Genomic DNA, 24,530 nt, shown 5'->3' on the forward strand with positions numbered 1-24,530 from the left:
CCTCCTCGGGTACGTCCGGCGGGTCAGGCGGCGCTCAGGGCGTCCAGCAGTACGCACAGGCCGCGGTCCAGCCGGGGGATGTCGATGTTCAGCGGGGGCAGGATCTTGACGACCTCGTCGTGCCGGCCGCACAGCTCCACCACCACGCCGTGCGCGAAGGCGTGCCGCTGCACCCGGTCGGCCCGCTCCGGCCCGCCGTCGGCGCCCAGGTCCAGGCCGGTCACCATGCCCATCCCCCGCACGGCGATGCGCGGGTGCGCCGCCACGACGTCGCGCCCGAACCGCTCCAGCCGGTGCGCGGCCACCGCCTTGTCGGTGCGGAACTGGCCCTGCTGCCACAGTTCGCAGGCCGCGGTGGCGGCCACGAACGCGAGCTGGTTGCCGCGGAAGGTGCCGGTGTGCTCGCCGGGCTGCCAGACGTCGAGTTCCCGGCGGAACAGGTTCAGCGACAGCGGCAGCCCGTACCCGCCGATGGACTTGGACACGGTGACCACGTCGGGGGTGATGCCGGCGTGCTCGAAGCAGAAGAACGGGCCGGTCCGGCCGCAGCCGGCCTGGATCTCGTCGAGGACGAGCAGCACGCCGTACCGTTCGGTGACGGCGCGCAACCGGCGCAGCCAGTCGGCGGAGGCCGGATAGACCCCGCCCTCCATCTGGATCGGCTCGACGATCACCGCGGCCGGCGGCGCCACCCCGGAGGACGGGTCGGCCAGCAGCCGCTCGATCAGCCCGATCGAGTCGAACTGCCCCTGCGGGCCGTCCTCGTACGGGATGAAGGTGACGTCCTGCCCGGTGACCCCGCCGGCCCGGCGGGCGCGCAGCGCGCCGGTCACCCCGAGCGAGCCGCGCGACATGCCGTGGTACGCCCCGGTGAAGGCGAAGATCCCGGTCCGCCCGGTGGCCTTGCGCGCCACCTTCAGCGCCGCCTCCACCGCGTCGGTGCCGGTCGGCCCGCAGAACTGCACCTTGTAGTCCAGTCCGCGGGGGCGCAGCACCGTCTCGGCGAACGTGCGCAGGAAGTCCCGCTTGGCGACGGTGTGCATGTCCAGCCCGTGCATCAGGCCGTCGCCGGCCAGGTACCCGGTCACCCGCCGCTTGATGTACTCGTTGTTGTGCCCGTAGTTGAGGGTGCCCGCGCCGCAGAAGAAGTCGATGAACGTGCGGCCGTCCTCGGCGTACAGTTCGGCGCCCTTGGCCCGGTGGAACATGGCCGGAAACTTCCGGCAGTAGGTGCGGACGTTGGATTCGAGATCCTCGAAAACCGAGAAGTCGGTTGCCCTCGTGACGTGCCGGGTGACGGGTGCGATGGCCATCAGGTCCCTCTGTTTCAACGGTTTCCACGTTCGGACACGGCACCAGACTCCTGAACGGTGCCGCCGGCCGGCAGAGAAGAACCGGCAGGCATCGGCGCCGGCTCGGGTCAGGCTTGGTCAGAGCAGCCCGGCGCGCATCGCGTACGCGACGGCGTGTGCGCGGTTGCGCAGCCGGTACCGCTGGGTGATGTCGTGCACGACGCTGGTCACCGTGCGCGGCGAGTAGGACAGTGTCCGGGCGATGTCGTCGGTCTCCTGGCCGTCGGCGACCATCCGCAGCACCGCGCGTTCCCGCTCGCTGAGGCTGGCCCCGGCCGGCGACCGGCCCCGCGCCCCGGCCTCCAGCAGGCCGTCGAGCATGTCCGGCGGCACCGTGCAGTCGCCGCCGGCGGCGGCCAGGACGGCCCGGGTCAGCCGGGCGGCGCTGGCCTCGCGGCGGCGCAGCAGCCCGCGCGCCCCGGAGGTGATCGCGTGCAGCGCCTCCGGCTGCGCCATGTCCGTGGCCACCACCACGATCTCCGGTCGGTGGGCGGCGGACCGGACCATCCGCACGATGTCGAGCACCTGGTCGTCGACGCCGTCGACGATCACCACGGTCACCACGGCGGTCTCGTCGGGTCCGACCACCGCGACGTCGGGACAGCCGCTCAGCGCGCTCCTCGTTCCGGCCTCCAGCACCGGATCCAGCGCGATCACGTTGACACTCACCGGTCCGCCCATCACCAACTCCCTCGGGTCGACTGCCGCCAGCCAAGTACGGCGAGCCGGTGGGCGCAGGCGTAGGACGTACCCAATTCCCCGGTCAGATCAGCCCGGTCCGGATCCCCTGGGCGACCGCGTGAGCGCGGTTGTTGACCTGCAGCCGGGCCATCAGGTCATAGATGACGTTCTTCACGGTGTGCTCCGAACAGGACAGATCGCGGGCGATCGCGGCGTTGCCGTGCCCGTCGGCGATCATCCGGAGCACCAGCGACTGCCGCGCCGTCAGCCCCCCGATCGGCGGCTGCCCGCCGCCGGCCGGCGGCGCCGTGCCCAGCAGCCGGACCAGCACGGAGTACGGCATCCAGCCGTCGCCGTACAGCGCCGACTGCAACGCGGTGGCCAGCCGGGCCGGCGTCACCCCGGCCCGGGGCAGCATCGTGCGGATGCCGGCCCGCACCGCCCGGCGGACCGCCGCCGGCGCCACCGTGTCGGCCACCACCAGCAGCCCGTACTTCCCCTCCCGGACCGGCTCCGGGCACGCCTGCACCGCCTCCTCGACGGTGCGCCCCGCGGCCACCACCGGCGCCTCCGGGGCGCCGTCCAGCGGTACCACCGGCACACCGGCCCGGGCCAGCACCGCGACCAGCCCGGCCGCGGTCCGCTCGTCCGGGGCCACCAGGTGCGCCCGCAGCAGTTCCGCACCGTCCAGGATCCGCGTCTGTTCCGACATGGCGGACCTCCCTTCTGCGCCCCCGACCCTCCCGGCCCGGCAGGGTCCGCGCATCGGTGCCCGCTGCCCACATTCGCCCCGGCCGACGGCCGCTCGTGGCGCGGGCCGGCACGGACCGGGCGTACCCGTGGATTTCCCCGCCCTCACCCGCCGGTGCGGCGCCGTCCCGGCGGCGGCCGGGCGCCGGTGAGCCCGCCGCGGTGCCGCACGGTCGGCAAATGCGGGTGGACAACCCCCACCCGGCGCGCACCCCGGGCGGCGCGCGGTACGGAATCAGGGGGCGCCGGGACACCGGCGTCGCCCACGGCGGACCGCCGGGCGGTCCCGGCCGGTGGCTTGCACCGGCCGGGACCACTGGTGTCGCACGCCGAGGTGGCGCACCGAGGTGGCGCGCCGGTGTCGCGCGCCGATGTCGCGCGCCGGCCCGGCGCCGGCCAACCGCCCGGTCGCCGGGCCGGGGCCGGTACAGGTGCGGTTCAGCAGCCCTGGCGCCCGCTGCTGATGTAGTAGGTGAAACCCTGCCACTCGATGTAGCCCTCGGCCGCGACGCAGTAGTTCGCGGCGCCGGTGACCCCGCGCGGCCCCGCGTAGTACGCGTAGTTGCCCGAGTCCGCGCTGGAGCTGGCCGCGATCGTGCACGGCTGGCCCTCCCCCGACGTCTGCGTGCAACGGTACGTGCGGACGTACGTGGGCGCGGCGACCCCGTACGCGGCCCCCTGGTGGTAGAAACAGGCGCTGTTCGTACCGCCGTTGGAGGAGTTGTAGTAGATCGTCAGCTCCCCGGGGCCGTAGTTCTTGTTGTAGCTGACGGTGCCCGAGCACGACACCGCGGCCTGCGAGGGCGTCCCGGTGACGAGCACGAGCACGCCACTCACGGTCACCATGGACAGCAGCAGCGCGGCGATCCTGCGTAGCTGAGGCAAGACCCACTCCCTTCGATGTGATTGCCGTGTTACACCGCCAAAACTGTCACGCCGATCGACATTCGTCGTTGGCCGGCAATGCACACCCGATTGACGATCCGTCCACCCGCGCTCGCGGGCCGGTTGGCAGCGGTGAGACGGAGGCCACTGTCGCCCATCGGACGGCGGTCGCCCGCCACCACGCCGGCTTTGTCAGGATCGACGCTGAGACATGGCGCTATCTCGCCAATGGGCGATCGGATCGGCAAAGGGGGACTTGCTGGTGATCGATACCACGACATTCCGCACCGACGCCTTCCCGGCGAACGACCGGTTCGACCGCTGGAGTGCGTGCATGTGCGAGCTGATGGCGCCCATGCGGATCACCAGCGACCACGCCGGGGACTTCCGGGCCACCGCCCACCTGCTGCGGCTCGGCGCCCTTCAGGTCTGGCCGACCGTGATCCCGCCGACCCGGTTCGAGCGGACCCCGCGGCTGGTCCGCCGGGACACCTCCGAGTCGTACCACGTCTCGGTCATGCTGGACGGCGCGCTGCACGTCACGCAGTCCGGCCACGACGACGTGCATCCGGCCCGGAGCCTGTACATCGTGGACATGTCACGCCCGTTCGACTGCCGACCCGGCGGCGGAGAACGACTGCGGGGAATCGGCATCGAGATCCCCAAGGCGCTGCTGCCGCTGCCGGACCGCGAGATCGACAAGCTCCTGGCCCGGCGGCTGTCGGCCGAGGACGGCATCGCCGCCCTGCTGGTCGACTTCCTCACCGGGCTGGCCACGCGCAGCGACAGCTACCAGCCGGCGGACGGCCCGCGCCTGGGCGGCGTCCTGATCGACCTGCTCGCCGCGCTGGCCGCGCACACCCTGGACGCCGAACGGCGGCTGCCCCCGGAAACCCACCGGCACGCCCTGGTCCTGCGGATCCAGGCGTACATCCAGCAGCACCTACCGGATCCGCGGCTGGACGTCGCCGAGATAGCGAAGGCGCACCACATCTCCGTCAGCTACCTGCACCGACTCTTCCAGGACGAGGCCAGCACCGTCGCCGCCTGGGTCCGCGCGCAGCGTCTCGAACGCGCCCGCAGGGACCTCGCCGACCCGGCGCTCGGCGCCGTGCCCATCCACGAGATCGCCGCCCGCTGGGGATTCAGCCACGCCGCCGTGTTCAGCCGCACCTTCCGCGCCGAGGTCGGCATGGCACCTCGCGACTACCGCCACCACATGCGCCCGTCGCCCACGGCCGCACGGGGCCAGCTGCCCGGGGGTGGCGAACCGGGTCGCCGCCGGTCTCGGCGGGGATCACACCCCGCGGCGCAGCGACCCACCCCGGGCAGGGAGTCGGGTTGCTGATGCCGTCGTCGTGGTTCGCAGGTCAGGGATGATCAGGGCGTAGGTGCGGACGAGCGGTGCCGGTGTCGGCTTGGCCGCGGCGAGCCGGGGATCGATCATCGGGCGGGTTTGGGGACGGCTGGTCCTTGGGCGTTGGCTGCGGCGTTGTTGGCTGCGAGCCATCCGGTCGGGTTGCCGCAGTCGTGGTACTGGCCGGTGACGGGGTGGATCAGGACGTCGTGGTCGGCGGCGAAGGCGCTGATCGCATCGGTGGCCTGGTATTCGCCGGAATCGGCGGACGGGGCGAGTTTCTCGAAGTATGACAGTGCCGGCGCGGGTAGCAGCGCGCGGCTGATGTTGATGTAGGCGTTGGATGGTGGAGGATCCGTTTGCTCGCGAGCGCGGGCTGAGCCGAAGTCGGCATCGCAGGCGGACGAGGTCTGGCCCAGCGCGCTGCCTTCCGGCGCTCGGCGCGGTGGCCTGCGGAGCGTGTCAGGATCTCTGCGCTTCCTTCTCTGCGCCGGCCGGCACCGCGCGGCAAGGCTCAGAACATGAAGACGCCGGCATTCACCAGCGGGATAACCGGCACGGTCGGTTCGACCCCGCTCGTCGAGCTGACCAGGCTCGCCGAGAACAGCACCGTGCGGGTATTCGCCAAGTTGGAGGCCTACAACCCGGGCGGCAGCATCAAGGACCGGTCCGCGCTGGAGATGATCCGGCACGGCATCGCCACCGGGCGCATCGTCCCGGGCCGTTCGGTGGTGGTCGAGTCCAGTTCGGGCAACCTGGGTATCGGTCTGGCCCAGGTGTGTGCGTACTTCGGGATCCGGTTCATCTGCGTGGTCGACCCGCGGACGAACGTCCAGAACATCGCCATCATGCGGGCGCTGGGCGCCGAGGTCGAGGTCGTCACCCGTACCGATCCGGTCACCGGGGAGTATCTGCCGGTGCGGATCCGGCGGGTCCGCGAGCTGGCGGCCAAGCTACCGGGCGGCTACTGGCCGGACCAGTATTCCAATCCGCGCAACCCGAGGGCCCACCACACCACCATGCGGGAGATCGTGGAGGCGCTGTCCGGCCCGCCGGACCTGCTCTTCTGCGCCACCAGTTCGTGCGGGACGCTGCGCGGCTGTGCCGAGTACTCCCGCAAGAACGGGCTGGGCATCCGGATCGTGGCGGTGGACGCGGTCGGCAGCACCATCTTCGGCAATCCGGTGGGGCCGCGGCTGATCCCCGGGCACGGCGCGGCGGTACGCCCCGCGCTGTACCGGGACGGCCTGGCCGACGAGGTGGTGCACGTCGACGACGCGGGCGCGGTGGTGGGCTGCCGGCGGCTGGCCGGGCAGGAGGCGATCCTGGCCGGCGGTTCGTCGGGGGCCGTGGTGACCGCGCTGGAGCGTAGCCTCGACCGGATCCCGCCGGGCTCCACCTGCGTGCTGGTCTTCCCGGACCGCGGCGAGCGGTACCTGGACACGATCTACGACGACGACTGGGTCCGGTCGCGCTTCGGCGACATCTCCCATCTGTGGAAGCAGGATGCCACGGTGATGGAGACCAGCGCGTACTGACGGCACACGGAAATCCCGCAGGAGCCGGGCTCCTGCGGGATTTCCGTGTGGTGGGGCCGGACCCGGCGCCGGCCGGTGGACCGGCGCGGGTCGGGTCGGGTTCAGCCGGCCTGGGCCGCCATCTGCCGGCGCAGGCTCAACGGTCGCATGTCGGTCCACACCTCGTCGATGTGCGCGAGGCAGGCGGCACGGTCCCCGCTGGTGCCCTCGGCCCGCCATCCCGGCGGGAGGTCCCGGTCGGCCAGCCAGATCGAGTACTGCTCCTCGTCGTTGACGACCACCTGATAGGTTCGCTCGTCCGTCTTGTCCTCGACCATGACGGCCGCCCCTTCCTGCTGCCCACGCCGCCGGACGATCCGGCTATCCGGAGCCTGCCGGGTCCGCGGCACGGGCAGCAGAGAAGAACCGGCAGCGCTGTCGGTGGCAACGCCCGCTCAGCCGACGAGCCGGGTGGCGAACTCCCCCAGCACGATCCGGTTGGCCTGGCCGGTCTTGGCGATCAGGCTGGCCACGTGCTTCTCGACGGTACGCGGGGACAGGTGCAGCCGGTTGGCGATCTCCCGGTTGCCGAGCCGGTCGACGAGCAGGCAGAGGACCTCGTACTCCCGCACGGTGACGCCCGCCTCGCGCAGTTCCCGGGGCAGGTCCTCGGCCCCGGTGCGGCGCTGGTTGACCACCGCGCCGGCCTTGCGCAGCAGCGCCCGGCAGGCGCTGGCCACCGGGACGACGTTGAGCTGGTGGAAGTATTCCTCGGCGGTGCGCAGCCAGGGCACCGGATCGCCCCAGCCGTCGGCGAGCGCGGCCTCGCCGGCCAGGCGCAGGCCGAGGTGCCGGGCCATCGCGTACGGCGCGGCGGCCCGCAGCGCCTCCCCGACGAGGGTGTCCGCCTCGGCGGGCCGGCCCGCCCGGCCGGCCAGCACCGCACGCGCGAGCAGGGCGAACTGCCGGTTCCAGCGCAGTTCGCCGGCGGGCTGCGCGGTGGCGTCCGGCGCGTACCCGGTGCACCGGTCCTCGGTGGTGAGGATCCGCAGCAGCGGGCCGATGCCGCTCTCGCCGCCGAGGTGGGCGCTGACGTTGGCGTCGCCGCCGTGCCGGCCGCGGTCCAGCTCGTCGAGGGCGCGGTCGCGGTCCTCCTCCAGCAGCGCGCAGAAGGTCCGCGCCAGGCCGTACACCCGGGCCGCGTGGTGGTCGGGCACCCCGTCCCAGCGCCGGAACTCGGCCAGGGCGTCGTTCATCTCCCGGCGCCGGCCCTGGTGGGCGCCGAGGATGGCCCGGGAGAGCAGCAGCAGTTGGGTGGTCTCGATGAGCTTGAGCCGCATGGTGGCGCCGAGGGAGCGGTCGATCAGCTCGGCGGCCGTCTCGAACTCGCCGCGCAGCACCAGGTGCAGCGCGAGGTTGGTCTCGGCGTGGAAGCCGGCGGTCACCGCGCCGCAGTTCAGCGCCGCCTGCCGGGTCTGTTCCAGCAGTTCGATGCCGCCGTCGCGCAGCGCCTCGTCGTGGCCGAGCCGGACCAGGGCGTGGATCTCCCAGATCGGCAGGCCGTGCCGGACGGCGATGGCTCGGGCCCGTTCGAGGCAGGCGGTCGCCTCGGCCAGGTCCCGGCCGCGGGTCAGGGCACCCAGCAACTGCCACGCCTGGCAGGCCACCACGGGCAGCGGCACCGCCTCGGCCACCGCGGCGGCGCGCCGGGTCATCGCCTCGACGATCGCCAGGTTTTCCGGCCCGGGCCGGTCCAGCAGGACGTGCGCCTCGACCACGTCGATCGGCGCGGTGTCCTCGTCGCTCGGCTGCGGGCCGAGGGCGGCCCGGGCGAGTGCCACCTGGTTGAGCCCGTCCTCGGTGCGGCCGGCGACGTTGGCCGCCCAGGCGAGCCGGGTGTGCAGCGCGGACCGGCGGCGCCGGTCCAGCCGGTCGGGCACCTCGTCGAGCCGGCCGGCCAGGTCGAGGGCCCGTTCCATCAGGCCGGCCTCGGCCAGCGCGGATGCCAGCGCCTCGACCACGGCGGCGTGGACGAGCTGGTCCGGGTCGCCCTCCAGCAGTTCGCGGGCCCGGTCGAGCAGGTCGACGGCCGAGGACGCGGCGCCCTGGGCCAGCGCCCGCCGGCCGGCCTCCAGGTAGTGCCGGGCGGCGGCGGCCGGTTCCTGGGCCTGGATCCGCAGCGAGGCGGTGACCTGGCACCACTCGTCCGGCAGACCCGGATAGGCGGCCTCGACCGCCGCGGCGGCGCGCTGGGCCAGTTCCACCCGGTGTCCGGGGGTCAGCGCCTGGAGCACCGCCTCGCCGAACAGCGGGTGCTGGAAGGCGTACCAGCCGGGTGTCTGCTCGTCCGGCGCGACGAGCTGGCTGGCGACCTCGCCGTGCAGGTGGTTGAGCAGCGTCCGGTCGTCGAGGCCGGAGACCGCCTGCACCAGCCCCAGCGGGAAGCGTTTGCCCAGCACGGCGCCGATGGACAGCAGGTCGCGTGCGGCCGGGTCGAGCTGCTCGACCCGGCGGCCCACGGTACGCACGAGGGTGTCCGGGACGCTCGGGCGGACCGATTCGGACAGCGTCCAGGTCTGTCCCTCGTGGACGAGCTGGCCGCTGTTGACGATCGCCGCGAGCAGTTCCTCGGCGAACAGCGGGTTGCCGGCGCTGTCGCTGGAGAGCCGGTCGACCAGGGACTGCGGCAGGTCCTCGGGTGGGCAGTCCAGGCAGGAGGCGGCCAGTTCGCGCAGGTCCGCGGCGCTCAGCGGCGGCAGCGTGGCCACCGTGGCGGTGCCGCGCTGCTGCGCGGCGTGTGCCAGGTCGAGGGCCGGGCAGGGTTCGGTGCGGACCGTGCAGAGCAGCATGGTGGCCTGCCGGTCCAGGTTGTCGGCCAGGTACTCCACCACGGCCAGCGTCTCCACCTCGGCGTCCTGGAGGTCGTCCAGCACGATCAGGCATCCGCGGTCCCGCCCGGCCAGCGCGGTCAGCCGCAGCACCGCCTCGGCGAGCACCATCAGGGAGCCGCTGCCGGGGTCGGCCGGGCCGTCCGCCCAGTCGGGGATGAGCCGGCCGAGCGCGTGCCGGTACGGGCCGAGTTCCGCCACGTCGATCGGGTCGCCGCTGCGTACCAGCGACAGCAGCGCCTCGGTGAGCGAGCGGAACGGCACGGCGAGCCCGACCGCGCTGCCGCGACCGCGCAGCAGGCACATGTCGGCCGCGAACGCCGCGTCGGCGGCGGCCGCGGCGAGGCGGGACTTGCCGATGCCGCCGGCTCCGGCGACAAACATCGTCCCGCCCCGCCCGGCGCGCGCCCGGGTCAGCATCTGCTGCACCGCGTGCAGTTCGTCATGGCGACCGACCAGCGCCGACGCGCGTCGGCGCGGAGCCGGTGACCACGACGGAGATCTCACAACACCCGATTATCCCCGTGTCGGACGATCACTGTCCAGGATGTGAACATTTCTCACATGGCGCTGGGAGGGCAGCAGGTGGTGCTTCCGCCATTGATCACGCTGATCAGCTCCGCGGCTCCGGCGGAGGTGGCGACGACGCCGGCCAGCACCGCGACCCGGGCTCCGAACGGCACCCTGGACATCAGCTCCAGCATGCCGAACCGCTCCCCCGACTCCTGCCCGGCGCCCTCCTCGCCGCGCTCGACGTCGGCAACCTCGATCAGTCGATCCTCGGACATGTGTACCTCCCCTGTCGGACCGCTCGCCCGATGCGCGCGGTTCATCGCACTGCCGTGCTCGTCCGGCCCGGCTCCAGCAGCAGCGCCGAGGGCACCCGTGCCGGGAACCCGAGGCGCAGCAGCCCGTAGCCGATGCCGGCAAGTCCGTTGAACAGCCCGGGCGTGCCGACCCCGTGCGGGGTACCGCAACCCGGCCCGAACCGTTCGATGGCGTCCAGCACCAGACCGGCCCGCCAGCGCAGCACCCGCTGCACCGACCGGTCCGGATCGGCCGCGGCCAGCACCACCAGCGTCTCGGTGATACCCAGCTCGCCGTGGCACAGGCTGAGATCCCGCAACACCGGCCGTTGCGCGAACCGGCGGACGATCCGCCCGCGCTCGTCGCCGCTCGGCATCCCGCCGGCCGCGACGATGCCGGCGACCCCGCGGCACCAGCCGAAGTCCTCGATCGGCGCGGCGTCCGGATCGGACCCCGCCGCGCCCGCCGACGCCGCGTCGGCACCGGTCGACGGCACCCCGGCATCGACCGACGGCACCGCGGCACCGACACCGGCACCGGCACCGACGCCGACCGCTGGCACCGCCGGCGTCGGGCCGGGCGCGACCGGGTTTGCACCGGCCGCCGAGCGCGCCCAGGCGATGCCGGCGTGGCCCTCCGCGTACCCGGCCGGCAGTGGCCCGCCGGCCGGCGGGCCGCCGGCGGGCAGCGCCTCGCCCAGCCGGTCCGCGCAGGTCGCGGCGAGCGCCGCGGCGGAGGCCAGGCCGAGTTCGGCGTGTACGGCGCGCATCGCGGCCAGGCAGCCGGCGAGCCCACCGGCCACCCCCAGCGGGCCGGGCGCCCCGGTGGGCGCCCCGACCGCAGACCCGGCGGCCGCGATGCCGGCCTCCAGCCAGTCCCGCAACCGGGCGTCCCCGAGCAGCACCGCGAGCCGGGACAGTCCATAACAGATGCCGCCGAACCCCTGGTAGCCGCCGGGACCCACGTGCACCGCCAGGTCCGGCCGGCCGGCCAGCGACTCGCAGAGCGGACCCGCGGCGCTCGCCGCACGCAGCGCGGCCTCGCGGTACCGGCCGAGCCCGGTCAGCTCGGCGAGCTGGCCGAGGAACAGGGCCACCCCCAGGTAGCCGTTCGAGAGCGCGGCGCCCATCGGCAGCACCATCCAACGGGCACCGTCGACGACCTCCAACCCCAGCCAGTTCACCCGGCCGGCGTCCGTGACGCCGCGGGCGAGGATCTGGTCGGCGATCCCGCAGGCGGCGGTGAGCAGCCGATCCGGCCCGGCCTCGTGACCGACGATCGGGCCGGGCAGCACGGCGCTCGGCCGGTGCTCGTCCACCGGCTGCCGGGACGCCAACGCAGCCGAGACGATCCACTCCTGATCCCGCCGGTCGGCCGCGCCCATCCCGGACAGCACCGCCGCGGCGTCCGCCAGGCCGGTGGACGGCAGCAGGTCGGGCAGGCGCTCGCCGGTCGAGGCCCACACGTCCCGCCGGTCCGGGACGGCGGTGAACACCGGGATGTCCCCCCGCAGCAGGTCGGCCACCTCGTGTTGGACCAGCGGGCGGCGCAACGGGTCCACCGCCGGGTGCTGGGACAGCACCGTGAACGCCCGCTGCGCCCCGGCGGCGTCGCGCAGCAGGTCCGGGTGGGTTGCCCCGTCCAGCAGCAGGGCGTACGTGAGCGTCGGGCGGAACACCAACCGCGTCTCGACGTCCGCACAGCCGGCCAGCAGGTCCCGGAAGCCCGGCCGGTCGTTCATGATCGCGTCGTAGCCGGCCCGCAGCCCGGACAGCAGCGCGGCGCCGTGATCGCTCGGGTCGAGTTCCCGCCCGCGCAGCCGGGGCATGTTCAGCCGGCCGCCGCCCGAGCGCGCCCGCGGTCGCAACTGGTCCCGGTCGGCACCGGCCAGCACCCAGTCCAGCCGCTCCAGCGCCGGCACCCCGGCCTGGCCGCTGAGCCCCGAGCAGTCCGCCACCCCGGACGGACCCACCTGGACGCTGGGCAGCATGCCGGTACGGTGCACCGAGGCGCCGAGCAGCAGCCGGGCCGGGTCGTCGGGCACCCCCGCCGCCGCGAGCTCGGGATGGAACAGCGCCTCCGCGTCGACGATCACCGGGTGCTCGCCGCAGGCGATCAGGTTCTCGCAGTGCAGGTCCACCCCGCGCACCGCATGCAGCAGGGCCAGCAGCGCCCCGGCCCGGCGGTAGAACCGCTCGGCCGCCCGCACGTCGGCCAGCGGCAGGTGCGGGATGAACTCCGCGTAGCCGTACCCGCCGCACGACAGCGTCGCCGCGGTCCGCAACTCCAGGCCGGGCACCGCCCGGTTGAGCCACCCGGTCAGCTCGGTCAGCTTCTGGTACGCGGCGATCCCGCGCGGCTTGTAGATCACCTGACGGCCGTCGCCGAAGGTGAGCCGGGCGACCGACCGGCCGCCCTGGTGCGGGTCGCCGAGTCCGGCGCGTACCTCGGTCAGCGGTCCCGGGTCCACCCCGTCCAGCAGTTCGCGGACGAGGACCGGGCGGTCCACGACGTACCGGTGCAGGATCTCGGCCCGGACCTCGACGGCGTCGGCGGCGGTCGAGGCCACCAGCCGGCCGAGCCGCCGGTACCGGGCGAGGAGGTCGGCCAGGCCACCGCGGTGGCCGAGCCGATGCGCGAAGTCGGCGAACCGCTGCGGGCCGGTCGACCCGGCCAGGTCGCCGCCGCGCTGAAGCCGGTCGAACTCGGCCGCGAAGGTCCGGGCCGCCAGCCGGGCCAGCCGAATGCCCAGTTCCCGCGCGAACCCGTCGGCCAGGCCGGGCAGGTCGGCCACGTCGGGCAGGCCGGGCACGTCGGACAGGCCGGGCACGTCGGGCCGGGCCGGCGGGGTACGCACCTCGTGCAGCAGCCGGTCCCGTGCGGCGGCGACCGGTTCGCGCAGCGTGTCGGCGAGCACCGCCAGCACGTCGACGTCGGCGGACCCGGGCAGGTCCCGGGTGGGCCCGGTCGGGCGCGGGGTGACATCCGGACGGTCCGGACGCCGGCTGGACGGCGGCTCGGTCATGCCCGGAACGTTGCCAGAGCCGGCCGGACGGGACATGCGTGAATGGCACCCATGTTTTGCCTCCGGCGCCCACCCGGCAGGGAAGAACACGCAGTCCCGGTGGTACCCATGTTGCGCGCGGCGCCGCCGGTCGTTCTCTCCCGGCCCGCCCCCGGCGGCCCGATGCTGGCCACATGCGCTCTCCAGTCACGCCGGTCGCGCATGCCGAAGCCGGACCTGACCTGGCCCTGCCCTTCGTCGTGTCGCCGGACGTACCCCGCCTGCCCATCAGCCACCCCGACGCCCTGGACACGCCCGCCATCCGGCGCCGCCTGCGCACGCACGGGGCCGTGCTGCTGCGCGGCTTCGACATCGGCGGGGTGGACGGGTTCGACGGCGCCGTCCGGACCCTCGCCGGCACGCCGCTGGCCTACACCGAACGGTCCTCACCGCGCAGCACGATCAAGGGACAGATCTACACCTCGACCGACTACCCGCCGGGCGAGGAGATCTTCCTGCACAACGAGAACTCGTACCAGGCGCGCTGGCCGCTGACGCTGTTCTTCCACTGCGTACGGCCACCCGAGACGCTCGGCGCCACCCCGCTTGCCGACACCCGCGAGGTGCTGCGCTCGATCGACCCGGCCGTCCGCGACGAGTTCGCGGCCCGCGGCTGGATGGTGGTCCGCAACTTCTCCGACGGGTACGGGGTGCCCTGGCAGCAGGCGTTCGGCACCGACGACCGGGCGGCCGTCGAGGCGTACTGCACGGCCAACGGCATGGTTCCGGAGTGGGTCGGCCGCAACAGCCTGCGCACCCGCGCCCGGCGCCGGGCCGTGCACCGGCACCCGGTGACCGGCGAGACGGTGTGGTTCAACCACCTCACCTTCTTCCACGTCACCACGCTGGCCCCGGACGTCTGCGCCGCGCTGCGGGAGATGGTGGACGAGGCCGACCTGCCGACGAACAGCTACTACGGCGACGGCGCGACCATCCCCGACGACGTGGTCGCGCACCTGCGGGACTGCTACCGGGCCGCCCAGCGCCGCTTCGACTGGCAGCGGGACGACCTGCTGCTGGTGGACAACATGCTGGCCGCGCACGGCCGGGAACCGTTCACCGGGCCACGCCGGATCGCGGTGGCGATGGCCGAGGCGTACGACGACGAAGACACCGGAGGCGACCGTGACGGCCAGTCCTGACCCCCAACCGCTCTCGTACGCCCAACAGCAGGTCTGGCTCCTGGACCAACTGCGCCCGGGCGCGGCCATCGACCAGCTCGTCTCGGCCACGCTGCGCCTGCGCGGGCCGCTGGACACCGCCGCGCTGGGCGCCGCGCTGAACCAGGTGGCGGCCCGGCACGAGGTGCTGCGCACCCGGTACGACACGGTCGGCGACAGCGCGGTCCAGGTCGTCGACCCGGCCGGCGAGATCGAACTGTGCACCGTCGACCTGACCGGGCTGCCGGCGGCGCAGCGCGAGCGGCGGCTGCACGACATCCGGGTCGAGGAGCTGCGCACCCCCATCGACCTGCGCAAGCAGTCGCCCTGGCGGGCCGGGCTGATCCGGCTCGACGACACCGACACCGTGCTGCTGATCACCGTGCACCACATCGCGTTCGACGGCACGTCGTGGAGCCTGCTCGCCGAGGAACTGCGGGTGCTCTACGCGGCGGCCCTGCGGGGCGAGCCGCCGACGCTGCCGGCGCTGGCGCACCAGTACCGCGAGATCGCCGGCCGGTCCGGCGGACCCGACGCGGACGGCCTGGACTACTGGCGCGAGCGGCTGGCGGGGCTGGAACCGCTGGACCTGCCGACCGACGGCATCCGGCCGGCCGACTGGGACCCGGCCGGCGACAGCGTCGAGTTGACCGTCCCCGCCGAGGTGGCGCAGCGGCTGAGCGCCCTGGGACGCGCGAACCGGGCCACCACCTCGATGGTGCACATCGCGGCGTACCAGCTCCTGCTCAGCCGGTTGAGCGGCCGCGCCGACGTCGCCGTCGGGCTGTCCGTCTCCACCCGCAGCGGCGCCGAGCAGGCGCCGCTGATCGGCATGTTCGTCAACACCATCGTGCTGCGCACCGCGGTCGACGGCACGGCCGGCTTCCTGGACCTGCTGGGCCAGGTCCGGCAGGACGCGCTGGCCGCGTTCCGCCACCAGCACGTGCCGTTCGAGCGGGTGGTGGCCGCGGTCTCCCCGGCCCGGGACACCGCCCGCAACCCGCTGTTCCAGGCCGCCTTCAACCTGGCCACCCGGCGCCGCCAGGCGTTCGAACTGGACGGTCTGCAGGTGCGCACCTGCCCGCCGATCTGGGCCGCCTCGCCGTTCGACCTGTCCCTGCACCTGGCCGAGAACGCCGACGGGTCCCTCACCGGCCAGCTCGTCTACCCGACCAGCCTGTTCACCCGCGGCCGGGCGCAGCGGACGGCAGCGGCCCACGTACGGCTGCTGACCGCCATCGCCGAGCAGCACACCCGGCCGGTCGGCGAGCTGGACATCGTGCCCGCCGCGGACCTGGCGCAGCTCGCGGACTGGAACCGCACCGAGCTGGCCCGCCCGGCGCAGCCGCTGCCGCAGCTCTTCCTGGCCCAGGCCCGGGCCACCCCGGACGCCGTGGCCGTCAGCTGGGACGGTGGGGCGCGCAGCTACGCCGAACTGGCGGAGCGGGCCGAGGCGCTGGCCCGCCACCTGCGCGAGCGCGGGGTGCGCGCCGAGACCCCGGTCGGGGTCGCGATGAACCGCGGCGGCAACCTGGCCACCGCCGTGCTGGCGATCCTGCTCGCCGGCGGCAGCTACGTCCCGCTGCCGCCGGAGTACCCGGCCGACCGGCTGGCCTTCATGGTCGCCGACTCGGGCGCCGCGCTGGTCCTCACCGAACAGGACGCCGCCGGCAGCGTCCCGGCCGGGGTCGACACGCTGGTGCTGGACGCGCAACGGCCCCAGACCGCGACCGGCGGCCGCGGCCCGGCCGACACCGCGACCACCGGCCACGGCCCGGCGGACGCCGCGGCCGGCGGCGGCGACCTGCCGGAGATCGCCGACGGGCAGGCCGCGTACCTCGTCTACACCTCCGGATCCACCGGCCGGCCCAAGGGCGTCGTGGTCACCCACGCGGGCATCCGCAACCGGGTGCTCTGGTCGGTCCAGCGGTACGCGATGACCGGCGCCGACCGGCTGCTGCACAAGACCACGATCGGTTTCGACGCGGCGGTCTGGGAACTGCTGGCCCCGCTCGTCTGCGGCGGCACGGTGGTGATGGCCCCCGCCGACGGGCACCGCGACCCCACCGTGATGATCGACGCGATCGTCCGCGGCGGCGTCACGCTGCTCCAGGTCGTACCGTCGGTGTTGCGTCTGCTGGTCGCCGACCCCGGGCTGGGCCGCTGCCGCACGCTGCGGCTGGTCTGCTCCGCCGGCGAGGCCCTGCCCACCGACCTGTGCCAGCGCCTCACCGGCGTGCTGGACATCGAGGTCGTCAACACCTACGGCCCGACCGAATGCTCCATCGACGCGACCGCCTGGTCGTACACCGGGGCCGAGCGGACCGCGACGGTGCCCATCGGCGGCCCGCTGCCCAACCTGCGGCTGTACGTCGTGGACGGCGCGGACCGGCTGGTCGGTATCGGCACCCCGGGCGAGCTGCGGATCGGCGGGGTCGGCCTGGCCCGCGGCTACCTCGGCCGGCCCGGACTCACCGCCGGGCGGTTCACCCCGAACCCGTACCCGGTGGAGCCCGGCGAACGCTGGTACCACACCGGCGACCTGGTGCGCTGGCGTCCGGACGGCGCGCTGGAGTTCCTCGGCCGCACCGACGACCAGGTCAAGGTCAACGGTGTACGGATCGAACCGGACGAGATCCGCGGCGCGCTGGAGGAACACCCCGACGTCCGGGCCGCGGTGGTGCTCGCCCGGCGCACCGGTCAGGGCGAGACCCAACTCGCCGCGTACCTGGTGCCGGCCGTTCCCGACGACCTGCGCGAACATCTCGGCGCGCGGCTGCCGGCCGCGATGATCCCCGCGACGGTGGTCGCGCTGGACGCCCTGCCGCTGACCGCGAACGGCAAGGTGGACCGGGCGGCGCTGCCGGACCCGGCCGCCGCGCCGGAGCCGGTCGCGGCCGGCCGGGAACCCGGTACGCCGATGGAGCGCGACATCGCGCAGGCGATGGCCGAGGTGCTCGGCGTGCCGCAAGTCGGCGCCACCGACGACTTCTTCGCCCTCGGCGGGCACTCCCTGGTGGCCATCCGGCTGGTCCTGCGGCTGCGCCGGATGTTCGGCATCGAGATGTCGGTCGGCGACTTCTTCGCCCGCCGGACGGTGGAGAGCCTGGCCCGGTGGATCGGCGAGACCACCACGACCGCCGACCCGCTGGCGATCCGGCCCGTGGCCCGGGACCGCCCGCTGCCGCTCTCCTTCGGCCAGCAGCGGCTGTGGTTCCTCGACCAGCTCGCCCCCGGCACCGCCGAGTACCTGATCCCGCTGGCGCTGCGGGTGCGCGGTCCGCTGGACGCGGAACGGCTGCGCGACGCGGTGCGGGACGTGGTGCGCCGGCACGAGGTGCTGCGTACCCGCTACGCCGACCGGTCCGGCGAGCCGGTCCAGGTGGTCGATCCGCCCGGCCCGGTGGAGTTCGAGACCGTCGACCTGACCGGGCGCCCGGACGCCGAGTCGACCGGCCTGGACCTGCTCGAACGGGCCGCCAGCCGGCCGTTCGACCTGGCCCGCGAGCATCCGCTGCGGACCACCCTGATCCGCGTCGGCCAGGACGATCACCTGCTGGTGCTGCTGCTGCACCACATCGCCTTCGACGCCTGGTCCATGGGGGTGTTCCTGCGCGACCTCGACACGGCCTACCACGGCCGGCTGGAGCCGGCCGCGCCGATCCAGTACGCGGACTACGCGGCCTGGCAGCTCGACCGCGCCGCCGACACCGGCGGCCAGCTCGACTACTGGACGGCCCGGCTGGACGGGCTCACCCCGGTCGAGCTGATCACCGACCGGCCGCGCGGCGCGCAGCGCGACCCGCGCGGCGCCACGCTCGCCGTCGACGTGCCGGACGCCCTCGCGCACGAGCTGGTCGGCCTGGCCGGCCGGCACGGGGCCACCCCGTTCATGCTGCTGCTGGCGGCGTTCCAGACGCTGCTCATGCGGTACACCGGCCAGCCCGACATCGCGGTGGGCACCCCGGTCGCCGGTCGCACCCGGCCGGAGACCGAGGACCTGCTGGGCTTCCTCACCAACACCCTGGTGCTGCGCGCCGACCTGGCCGGCGACCCCCGCTTCACCGAGCTGCTGGCCCAGGTACGGGCGGCCACCCTGGACGCGTTCGCCCACCAGGACGTGCCGTTCGAGCATCTGGTGGACGCGCTGCAACCCGACCGCGACCTGTCCCGCAACCCGCTGTTCCAGATCATGTTCGACGTGCAGCACCTGGACCGCTTCCCCGGGACGCTGGGCGGCGCGGCCATCGAGCCGCTGCGCGCCGGCACCCCGGTGGCCAAGTTCGACCTGACGCTCACCGTCCAGCAGCGGGCGAACGACCGGCTGCGCTGCGTCTTCGAGTACGCCACCGAGCTGTTCGACCGCACGACCGTCGACCGGCTGGCCGGGCACTACCTGCGGCTGCTGCACGCCATCGCGGCCGAACCCGGGACCCGGCTGGCCGAACTCGACCTGCTCGGCCCGGACGAGCGGCAGCGGATCCGGCACGACTGGACGCCCGCGGTGGCGGAGCCGCTGTGCGTACCGCAGCTGTTCGAGGCCCAGGTGCGGCGCACGCCGCACGCCACCGCCGTGGTCTTCGGCACCGAACGGCTCAGCTACGCGCAGCTCAACGCGCGGGCCAACGCGTTCGCCCGGTACCTGCGCTCCCGCGGGGTGACCCCGGAGAGCACCGTGGCGGTCTGCCTGGAGCGCGGCCTGGACGCGGTGATCGTGCTGCTGGGCGTGCTCAAGTCGGGCGGGGTGTACGCGCCACTGGACCCGGCGCACCCGGGGGACCGCCTCGACTTCATGATCGCCGACGCGGGTGCCCGGGTCGTGGTCACCACCAAGGACCTCGCGCCCCGGTTCAGCGCCGGGTGGTACGAGGTGGTGACCCACTTCTCCGGGGCCGTGGAGGAGAACGTGCGGCCCACGGCCGGCCCCGGCAACCTGGCCTACCTGATCTACACCTCCGGCTCCACCGGCCGGCCCAAGGCCGTGATGATCGAACATCGCGCGTACGCGCACCACTGCCGGGTGATCGCCGACGCGTACGACATCACCCCGTCGGACCGGGTGGTGCTGCTCTCGGCGCTGACCTTCGACGTGGCGATGGACCAGATCGCCGCGACCCTGCTGGCCGGCGCCACGATCGTGGTCAGCGACCCGGTGTTCTGGCCGCCGGCGGAGCTGCCGGCCCGGCTGGCCGAGCACGGGGTGACCATCATGGAGATCACCCCGGCGTACTACCGCGAGGTCCTGGAGTACGACGTCGGCCGGCTGGCCGGGCTCAAGCTGATGAACGTGGGCAGCGACGTGGTCACCGTCTCCGACGCCCGCCGCTGGGAGCGGACCGGGCTGCCCGGCCGGTTCCTGTGCAACTACGGGCCGACCGAGGCCACCGTCACCTGCCTGCTGCACCCGGTGCGCGGCATGCTTGCCGGCGAGCACCCGTCGGCCGCGCTGCCGATCGGGCGGCCGGTGCCCGGCACCCGGGCCTTCGTGCTCGACCGGGACCTGCGCCCGGTGCCGGTCGGCGTGCCGGGCGAACTGTGCCTGGGTGGCCTGCGCCTGGCCCGCGGTTACCACGGCCGGCCCGGGTTGACCGCCGCCCAGTTCGTGCCGGACCCGCTCTCCGGCGAACCCGGCGAACGGCTCTACCGCACCGGCGACCTGGTACGCCGGCGCGGCGACGGCACGCTGGAGTTCCTCGGCCGGATCGACCAGCAGGTCAAGATCCGCGGGCTGCGGATGGAACTGGGCGAGATCGAGGCGGCCCTGGCCCGGCATCCGGCGGTGCAGGCCGCGGCCGTGACGGTCGTCGAGACCACCCCGGGCGACAAGGGGCTGTCGGCCTACCTGGTCCCGCGGCCGGGCGACGCGCCCACCGTCGCCGACCTGCGGGAGCACCTGCGGTCACTGCTGCCGGAGAACATGGTGCCGGCATTCTGGACGACGCTGCCGAGTCTGCCGCTGACCGCCAGCAAGAAGGTCGACCGCAAGGCCCTGCCGGCGCCCGACCTCGGCGCCGCCGGGCCGCGGCACCGGCCGCCGGGCAACCCGACCGAGCAGCTCATCGCGGACGTCTGGGGTGAGGTGCTGCACCGCGACCAGGTGGGCGTGGACGACGACTTCTTCGCCATCGGCGGCCACTCCCTGCTGGCCACCCGGGTGCTGGCCCGGCTGCACCGGACCTTCCAGGTGCAGCTTCCGCTGCGCTGCCTGTTCGAGGCGCGCACGGTCGCCCAGCTGGCCGCGGCGGTGACGGCCGCGGTCGAGGCGGAGATCGCCGAACTGTCCGACGCCGAGGTGGCGGACCTGATGGCGTGAGCCCGTTCCGGCGCGGCGGGGTCCGCCCCCGCCGCGCCGGAACGGGTCACCGCGACCGGGCCGGATCGTGACCAGACGGGTCACCGCGACCGGCGGGGTCACCGCGACCGGCGGGGTCACCGCGACCGGCGGGGTCACCGCGACCGGCGGGCAAGCCACATGACGTAGCCGATGAGCACCCCGGACAGCACCACCACCGGAAGGCGCCAGCCGGCCAGGGCCAGCCGCTCCTGGTACACGGTCACCCCGATGACGATGCCGACGATCGGGTCGACCAGGGCGATCGTGGTCAGCGGCGCGGCGATCCGGCCGCTCTGGAAGGCGTTCTGGTTGAGGATCAGGCCGGCCAGCCCGGTCAGCGCGAGCGCGTACACCTGCCAGTTGGTGAACAGCACCCCGAAGCCGTCGGTGATCTGGACGGTGATGGTCTTCAGCAGCGAGGCGCTGAAGCCGTAGAGCAGGCCGGTGCCGACCCCGAGCAGCACCCCGCGGGTGGCGCCGGGGATCCGCCAGGCCAGCACGAGGCAGAGCGCGAACGCGACGGCGAGCCCGGCGATCACCGGCAGCCAGTCCTCGGTCGGCGCCCGGTTGACCCCGGCCCGCGGGTTGGCCGCGACCAGGAACGCGGTGAGTCCGACCGCGCCGAGGGCCACCACCACGAGGTCCCGCGGATGCGGCCGCTGCCGCTCCAGCGCGGACGAGAGCGGGACGGCCAGGAAGACCCCGGCCAGCAGCAGCGGCTCGACCAGGGCGAGCGCGCCGATGCGCAGCGCCAGGGCCTGCAGGACGGTGCCGCCGAGGTCCGGGACCCAGCCGAGCAGCCACCGCGGGCGCCGGACCAGCCGCAGCATCAGCCGCGGGTCGAAGGTACGGGTCTGCTTCTCCTGCTGGGTGGTGGTCTGCTCGACCGCGGAGCCGATCGCGAACAGCACCGCCGAGGCCAGCCCGAGCAGGACGGCGGTGACGTTCATCCGGGAACCTCAGCCGGCCGGCGCGCCCGGTCCTTTCCCTCCTGTTTCATGGTTATCCACCCTCTACGCTGACTGCGACATGCCGCGCGATACAGAACGAAGAAGCGAGATTTCCCATCATTCCGCAGAACAGGGTTTTTGGCCCATGAAATGCGACCAATGGCTTCGGCCCAGCGCGCACACGCTCCGTAACCGTCGGCGCCGCTCGCCGGATGCCCGGCCGGACACCGCCGCCCCGAGCCGCCGGCTGGCGGTCGCCGTCCGGCCGGCCACCGCCAGCCGGATCCTGTTACGTGACGCATCGACATTCATGACGGGTCCGTTACGGCGGACAGGGTCCGTCGACTGTGACCACCACTGTCCGGGGTTAACTCATGCCCGTCACACCCGGGATTGACCACCACACCCTTACCTACCAGCAAGTAGCCCGTTGAAGTAGCTGGCCCCGACCTATTGTTAACCGCCTCCGCATATGTGATTGTGCCTATGCGCAGCCGTCAATGGCTGGCTGGTCGATCAGGTAACCGGGCACGCCGGCAGCTCCGGAGAGACGACCATCCCCACGTCTCCCACCCACGGTCCGTCGGCCCCTACCGGAGCCCGCCTGACCACCGAGAAACAGGAGCACCTGTGAAGCTCTCCCCATCCCGCCTGGCCGCGCTGGGCGCTGCCACGGCGGCCGGCCTGATCGCCGCGGGCACCGCGGTGGCCGTCCAGGCCGCACCGTCGAGCCCCGTTCCGGACGCCGCCCAGGCTCCGGCGCTCGCCGCCAACGCGGCGGCCTCGCTGGTCGCCGACCGTCCGGCGTTCCTGCACGCCAGCGCCGACGACGCGTTCATCCAGCACCCCGTGATCTCGTCGGCCGGCATCCAGTACATCCCCTACGACCGGACGTACAAGGGACTGCCGGTGGTCGGCGGTGACTTCGTCATCGCCACCAACGCCAGCGGCCAGGTGCTGGCCAACTCGGTGGCGCAGGAGCGCACCATCACCGGCGTGAGCACCACGCCGAAGCTCAGCGCCGCATCCGCCGAGGCGACGGCCCGCAAGCAGCTACGCACGGTAACCACCATCGAAGGTACCAAGCTCGTCGTCTTCAGCCTGGGCGCCACCCCCAGCCTGGCCTGGGAGACCACCCTGCAGGGCACCGGTGCCGAGGGCTACAGCCGGCTCACCGTCGACGTGGACGCCACCACCGGCGCGGTGCTGGAGACCCAGGAACACGTGATGCACGGCACCGGCACCGCGGCCTGGAACGGGCCGAACCCGGTCACGCTGAGCACCACGCACTCGGGCAGCACGTACTCCATGAAGGACCCGTCGACCACCAACCTGAGCTGCCAGGACGCCTCGAACAACACCATCTTCTCCAACACCACGGACGTCTTCGGCAACGGCAACGCCACCAGCCGGGAGACCGGCTGCGTCGACGCGCTGTTCGTCGCGCAGACCGAGGTCAAGATGCTGTCGCAGTGGCTGGGCCGCAGCGGCATGAACGGCAGCGGCGGCTCCTGGCCGATCCGGGTCGGCCTGAACCAGCAGAACGCCTACTACGACGGCACCCAGGTCCAGATCGGCAAGAACACCGCCGGCCAGTGGATCAGCTCGCTGGACGTGGTCGGTCACGAGATGGGGCACGGCGTGGACGACAACACGCCGGGCGGCATCTCCCGCGGCAACACCCAGGAGTTCGTGGCCGACACCTTCGGCGCGGCGACCGAGTGGTTCGCCAACGAGCCGTCGGCCTACGACGCCCCCGACTTCCTGGTCGGCGAGAAGATCAACCTGGTGGGCAGCGGCCCGATCCGCAACATGTACAACCCGTCCGCGCTGGGCGACTCGAACTGCTACTCCAGCAGCATCCCGAGCCAGGAGGTGCACGCCGCGGCCGGTCCCGGTAACCACTGGTTCTACCTGCTCGCCGAGGGCACCAACCCGACCAACGGCCAGCCGACCAGCAGCACCTGCAACGGCACCTCGATCACCGGCCTGGGCATCCAGACCGCGATGAAGATCATGTACAACGCGATGCTGCTGAAGACCACCTCGTCCTCGTACCTGAAGTACCGGACCTGGACGCTGCAGGCGGCGAAGAACCTCTACCCGGGCAGCTGCACCCAGTTCAACACGGTCAAGGCGGCGTGGGACGCGGTCAGCGTGCCGGCCCAGTCCGGCGACCCGACCTGCACCACCGGCAGCACCCCCACCCCCACCCCGACCGCCACCAGCGGTGGCTGCTCGGGCCAGAAGCTGACCAACCCCGGCTTCGAGTCCGGCAGCACCGGCTGGAGCGCCACCTCCGGCGTCATCACCAGCTCCAGCTCGCAGCCGGCGCACGGCGGCAGCTACAAGGCCTGGCTTGACGGGTACGGCAGCACGCACACCGACACGCTCACCCAATCCGTGACGATCCCGTCCGGATGCTCCGCCACCCTCAGCTTCTGGTTGCACATCGACACCTCGGAGACGACCAGCAGCACGGCGTACGACAAGCTGACCGTCAAGGCCGGCTCGACCACCCTGGCCACGTACTCCAACCTGAACGCCGCGAGCGGCTACAGCCAGAAGACGTTCAACGTCTCCTCGCTGGCCGGACAGACGGTCACCATCTCGTTCAGCGGCACCGAGGACGTCTCCCTCCAGACGTCCTTCGTGGTCGACGACACGGCGCTGACCCTCAGCTAAGTCCGTCGACCTTCCCGGCCGGGCCGGCCGCCGCGGTGACCACCGCGGCGACCGGCCCGGTCCGTTCCGTTCCGGGCCGTTCCCCGCCGTTGCGCGCCGG

15 protein-coding genes are annotated in these 24,530 nt (G+C 73.5%); 6 read left to right on the forward strand and 9 right to left on the reverse strand.

Annotation, left to right across the window (positions count from 1 at the left end; genetic code table 11):
• Positions 1 to 23: 23 nt before the first annotated feature.
• The 4 genes from CIK06_RS16565 to CIK06_RS16580 all read right to left on the reverse strand — a co-directional run bounded on the left by CIK06_RS16565 (position 24) and on the right by CIK06_RS16580 (position 3,668).
• Positions 24 to 1,313, reverse strand: a complete 1,290-nt coding sequence (locus CIK06_RS16565) for an aspartate aminotransferase family protein (RefSeq protein ID WP_095565584.1) — start codon at positions 1,311 to 1,313, stop codon at positions 24 to 26.
• A gap of 117 nt (positions 1,314 to 1,430) precedes the next feature.
• Entirely contained in the window at positions 1,431 to 2,033 is a 603-nt protein-coding gene (locus CIK06_RS16570) for a response regulator transcription factor (protein WP_095565585.1), read from the reverse strand.
• Between the two features lie 82 nt (positions 2,034 to 2,115).
• Positions 2,116 to 2,745: a response regulator transcription factor gene (locus CIK06_RS16575; protein WP_095565586.1), complete on the reverse strand. Its 630-nt coding sequence runs from the start codon at positions 2,743 to 2,745 to the stop codon at positions 2,116 to 2,118.
• A 476-nt stretch (positions 2,746 to 3,221) separates the two neighbouring features.
• Entirely contained in the window at positions 3,222 to 3,668 is a 447-nt protein-coding gene (locus CIK06_RS16580) for a hypothetical protein (protein WP_198347892.1), read from the reverse strand.
• A gap of 262 nt (positions 3,669 to 3,930) precedes the next feature.
• On the opposite strand from CIK06_RS16580, the gene CIK06_RS16585 reads away from it, so the two are divergent.
• The 3 genes from CIK06_RS16585 to sbnA all read left to right on the forward strand — a co-directional run bounded on the left by CIK06_RS16585 (position 3,931) and on the right by sbnA (position 6,563).
• Complete coding sequence (locus CIK06_RS16585; RefSeq protein WP_095567903.1) at positions 3,931 to 5,016, forward strand: AraC family transcriptional regulator; 1,086 nt, start codon at positions 3,931 to 3,933, stop codon at positions 5,014 to 5,016.
• A gap of 132 nt (positions 5,017 to 5,148) precedes the next feature.
• Positions 5,149 to 5,361 (forward strand): hypothetical protein, encoded by a 213-nt coding sequence (locus CIK06_RS30070; RefSeq protein ID WP_198347893.1) that lies wholly within the window; start codon positions 5,149 to 5,151, stop codon positions 5,359 to 5,361.
• A 185-nt stretch (positions 5,362 to 5,546) separates the two neighbouring features.
• On the forward strand, positions 5,547 to 6,563 hold the full coding sequence (gene sbnA / locus CIK06_RS16595; protein WP_095565588.1) for a 2,3-diaminopropionate biosynthesis protein SbnA: 1,017 nt from the start codon (positions 5,547 to 5,549) through the stop codon (positions 6,561 to 6,563).
• A gap of 101 nt (positions 6,564 to 6,664) precedes the next feature.
• Here the strand turns inward: sbnA and CIK06_RS16600 are convergent, their stop codons facing one another.
• The 4 genes from CIK06_RS16600 to CIK06_RS16615 form a co-directional block, all read right to left on the reverse strand.
• On the reverse strand, positions 6,665 to 6,880 hold the full coding sequence (locus tag CIK06_RS16600; RefSeq protein ID WP_095565589.1) for an MbtH family NRPS accessory protein: 216 nt from the start codon (positions 6,878 to 6,880) through the stop codon (positions 6,665 to 6,667).
• A gap of 117 nt (positions 6,881 to 6,997) precedes the next feature.
• Entirely contained in the window at positions 6,998 to 9,850 is a 2,853-nt protein-coding gene (locus tag CIK06_RS16605; RefSeq protein ID WP_095567904.1) for an AAA family ATPase, read from the reverse strand.
• 140 nt (positions 9,851 to 9,990) lie between these two features.
• Positions 9,991 to 10,218: a hypothetical protein gene (locus CIK06_RS16610; RefSeq protein WP_095565590.1), complete on the reverse strand. Its 228-nt coding sequence runs from the start codon at positions 10,216 to 10,218 to the stop codon at positions 9,991 to 9,993.
• A gap of 41 nt (positions 10,219 to 10,259) precedes the next feature.
• Entirely contained in the window at positions 10,260 to 13,262 is a 3,003-nt protein-coding gene (locus CIK06_RS16615; protein WP_198347894.1) for a type 2 lanthipeptide synthetase LanM family protein, read from the reverse strand.
• A gap of 173 nt (positions 13,263 to 13,435) precedes the next feature.
• Here CIK06_RS16615 and CIK06_RS16620 point away from each other — a divergent pair, with 173 nt between their 5' ends.
• Together CIK06_RS16620 and CIK06_RS16625 are read left to right on the forward strand one after the other, a co-directional pair.
• Positions 13,436 to 14,443, forward strand: a complete 1,008-nt coding sequence (locus CIK06_RS16620; RefSeq protein WP_095565592.1) for a TauD/TfdA family dioxygenase — start codon at positions 13,436 to 13,438, stop codon at positions 14,441 to 14,443.
• Positions 14,427 to 20,774, forward strand: a complete 6,348-nt coding sequence (locus CIK06_RS16625) for a non-ribosomal peptide synthetase (protein WP_095565593.1) — start codon at positions 14,427 to 14,429, stop codon at positions 20,772 to 20,774. Before CIK06_RS16620 ends, CIK06_RS16625 begins: the two co-directional genes overlap by 17 nt.
• Positions 20,775 to 20,908: 134 nt before the next feature.
• Here the strand turns inward: CIK06_RS16625 and CIK06_RS16630 are convergent, their stop codons facing one another.
• A complete protein-coding gene (locus CIK06_RS16630) occupies positions 20,909 to 21,745 on the reverse strand; it encodes a DMT family transporter (RefSeq protein WP_095565594.1) in 837 nt (278 codons plus the stop codon).
• 630 nt (positions 21,746 to 22,375) lie between these two features.
• Here CIK06_RS16630 and CIK06_RS16635 point away from each other — a divergent pair.
• Positions 22,376 to 24,430 carry a M4 family metallopeptidase gene (locus CIK06_RS16635; protein WP_095565595.1) on the forward strand — a complete coding sequence of 685 codons (2,055 nt, stop codon included), beginning with the start codon at positions 22,376 to 22,378 and terminating at the stop codon, positions 24,428 to 24,430.
• Positions 24,431 to 24,530 lie beyond the last annotated feature (100 nt).

The sequence above is a fragment of the Plantactinospora sp. KBS50 genome (assembly GCF_002285795.1).
GTDB lineage: Bacteria > Actinomycetota > Actinomycetes > Mycobacteriales > Micromonosporaceae > KBS50.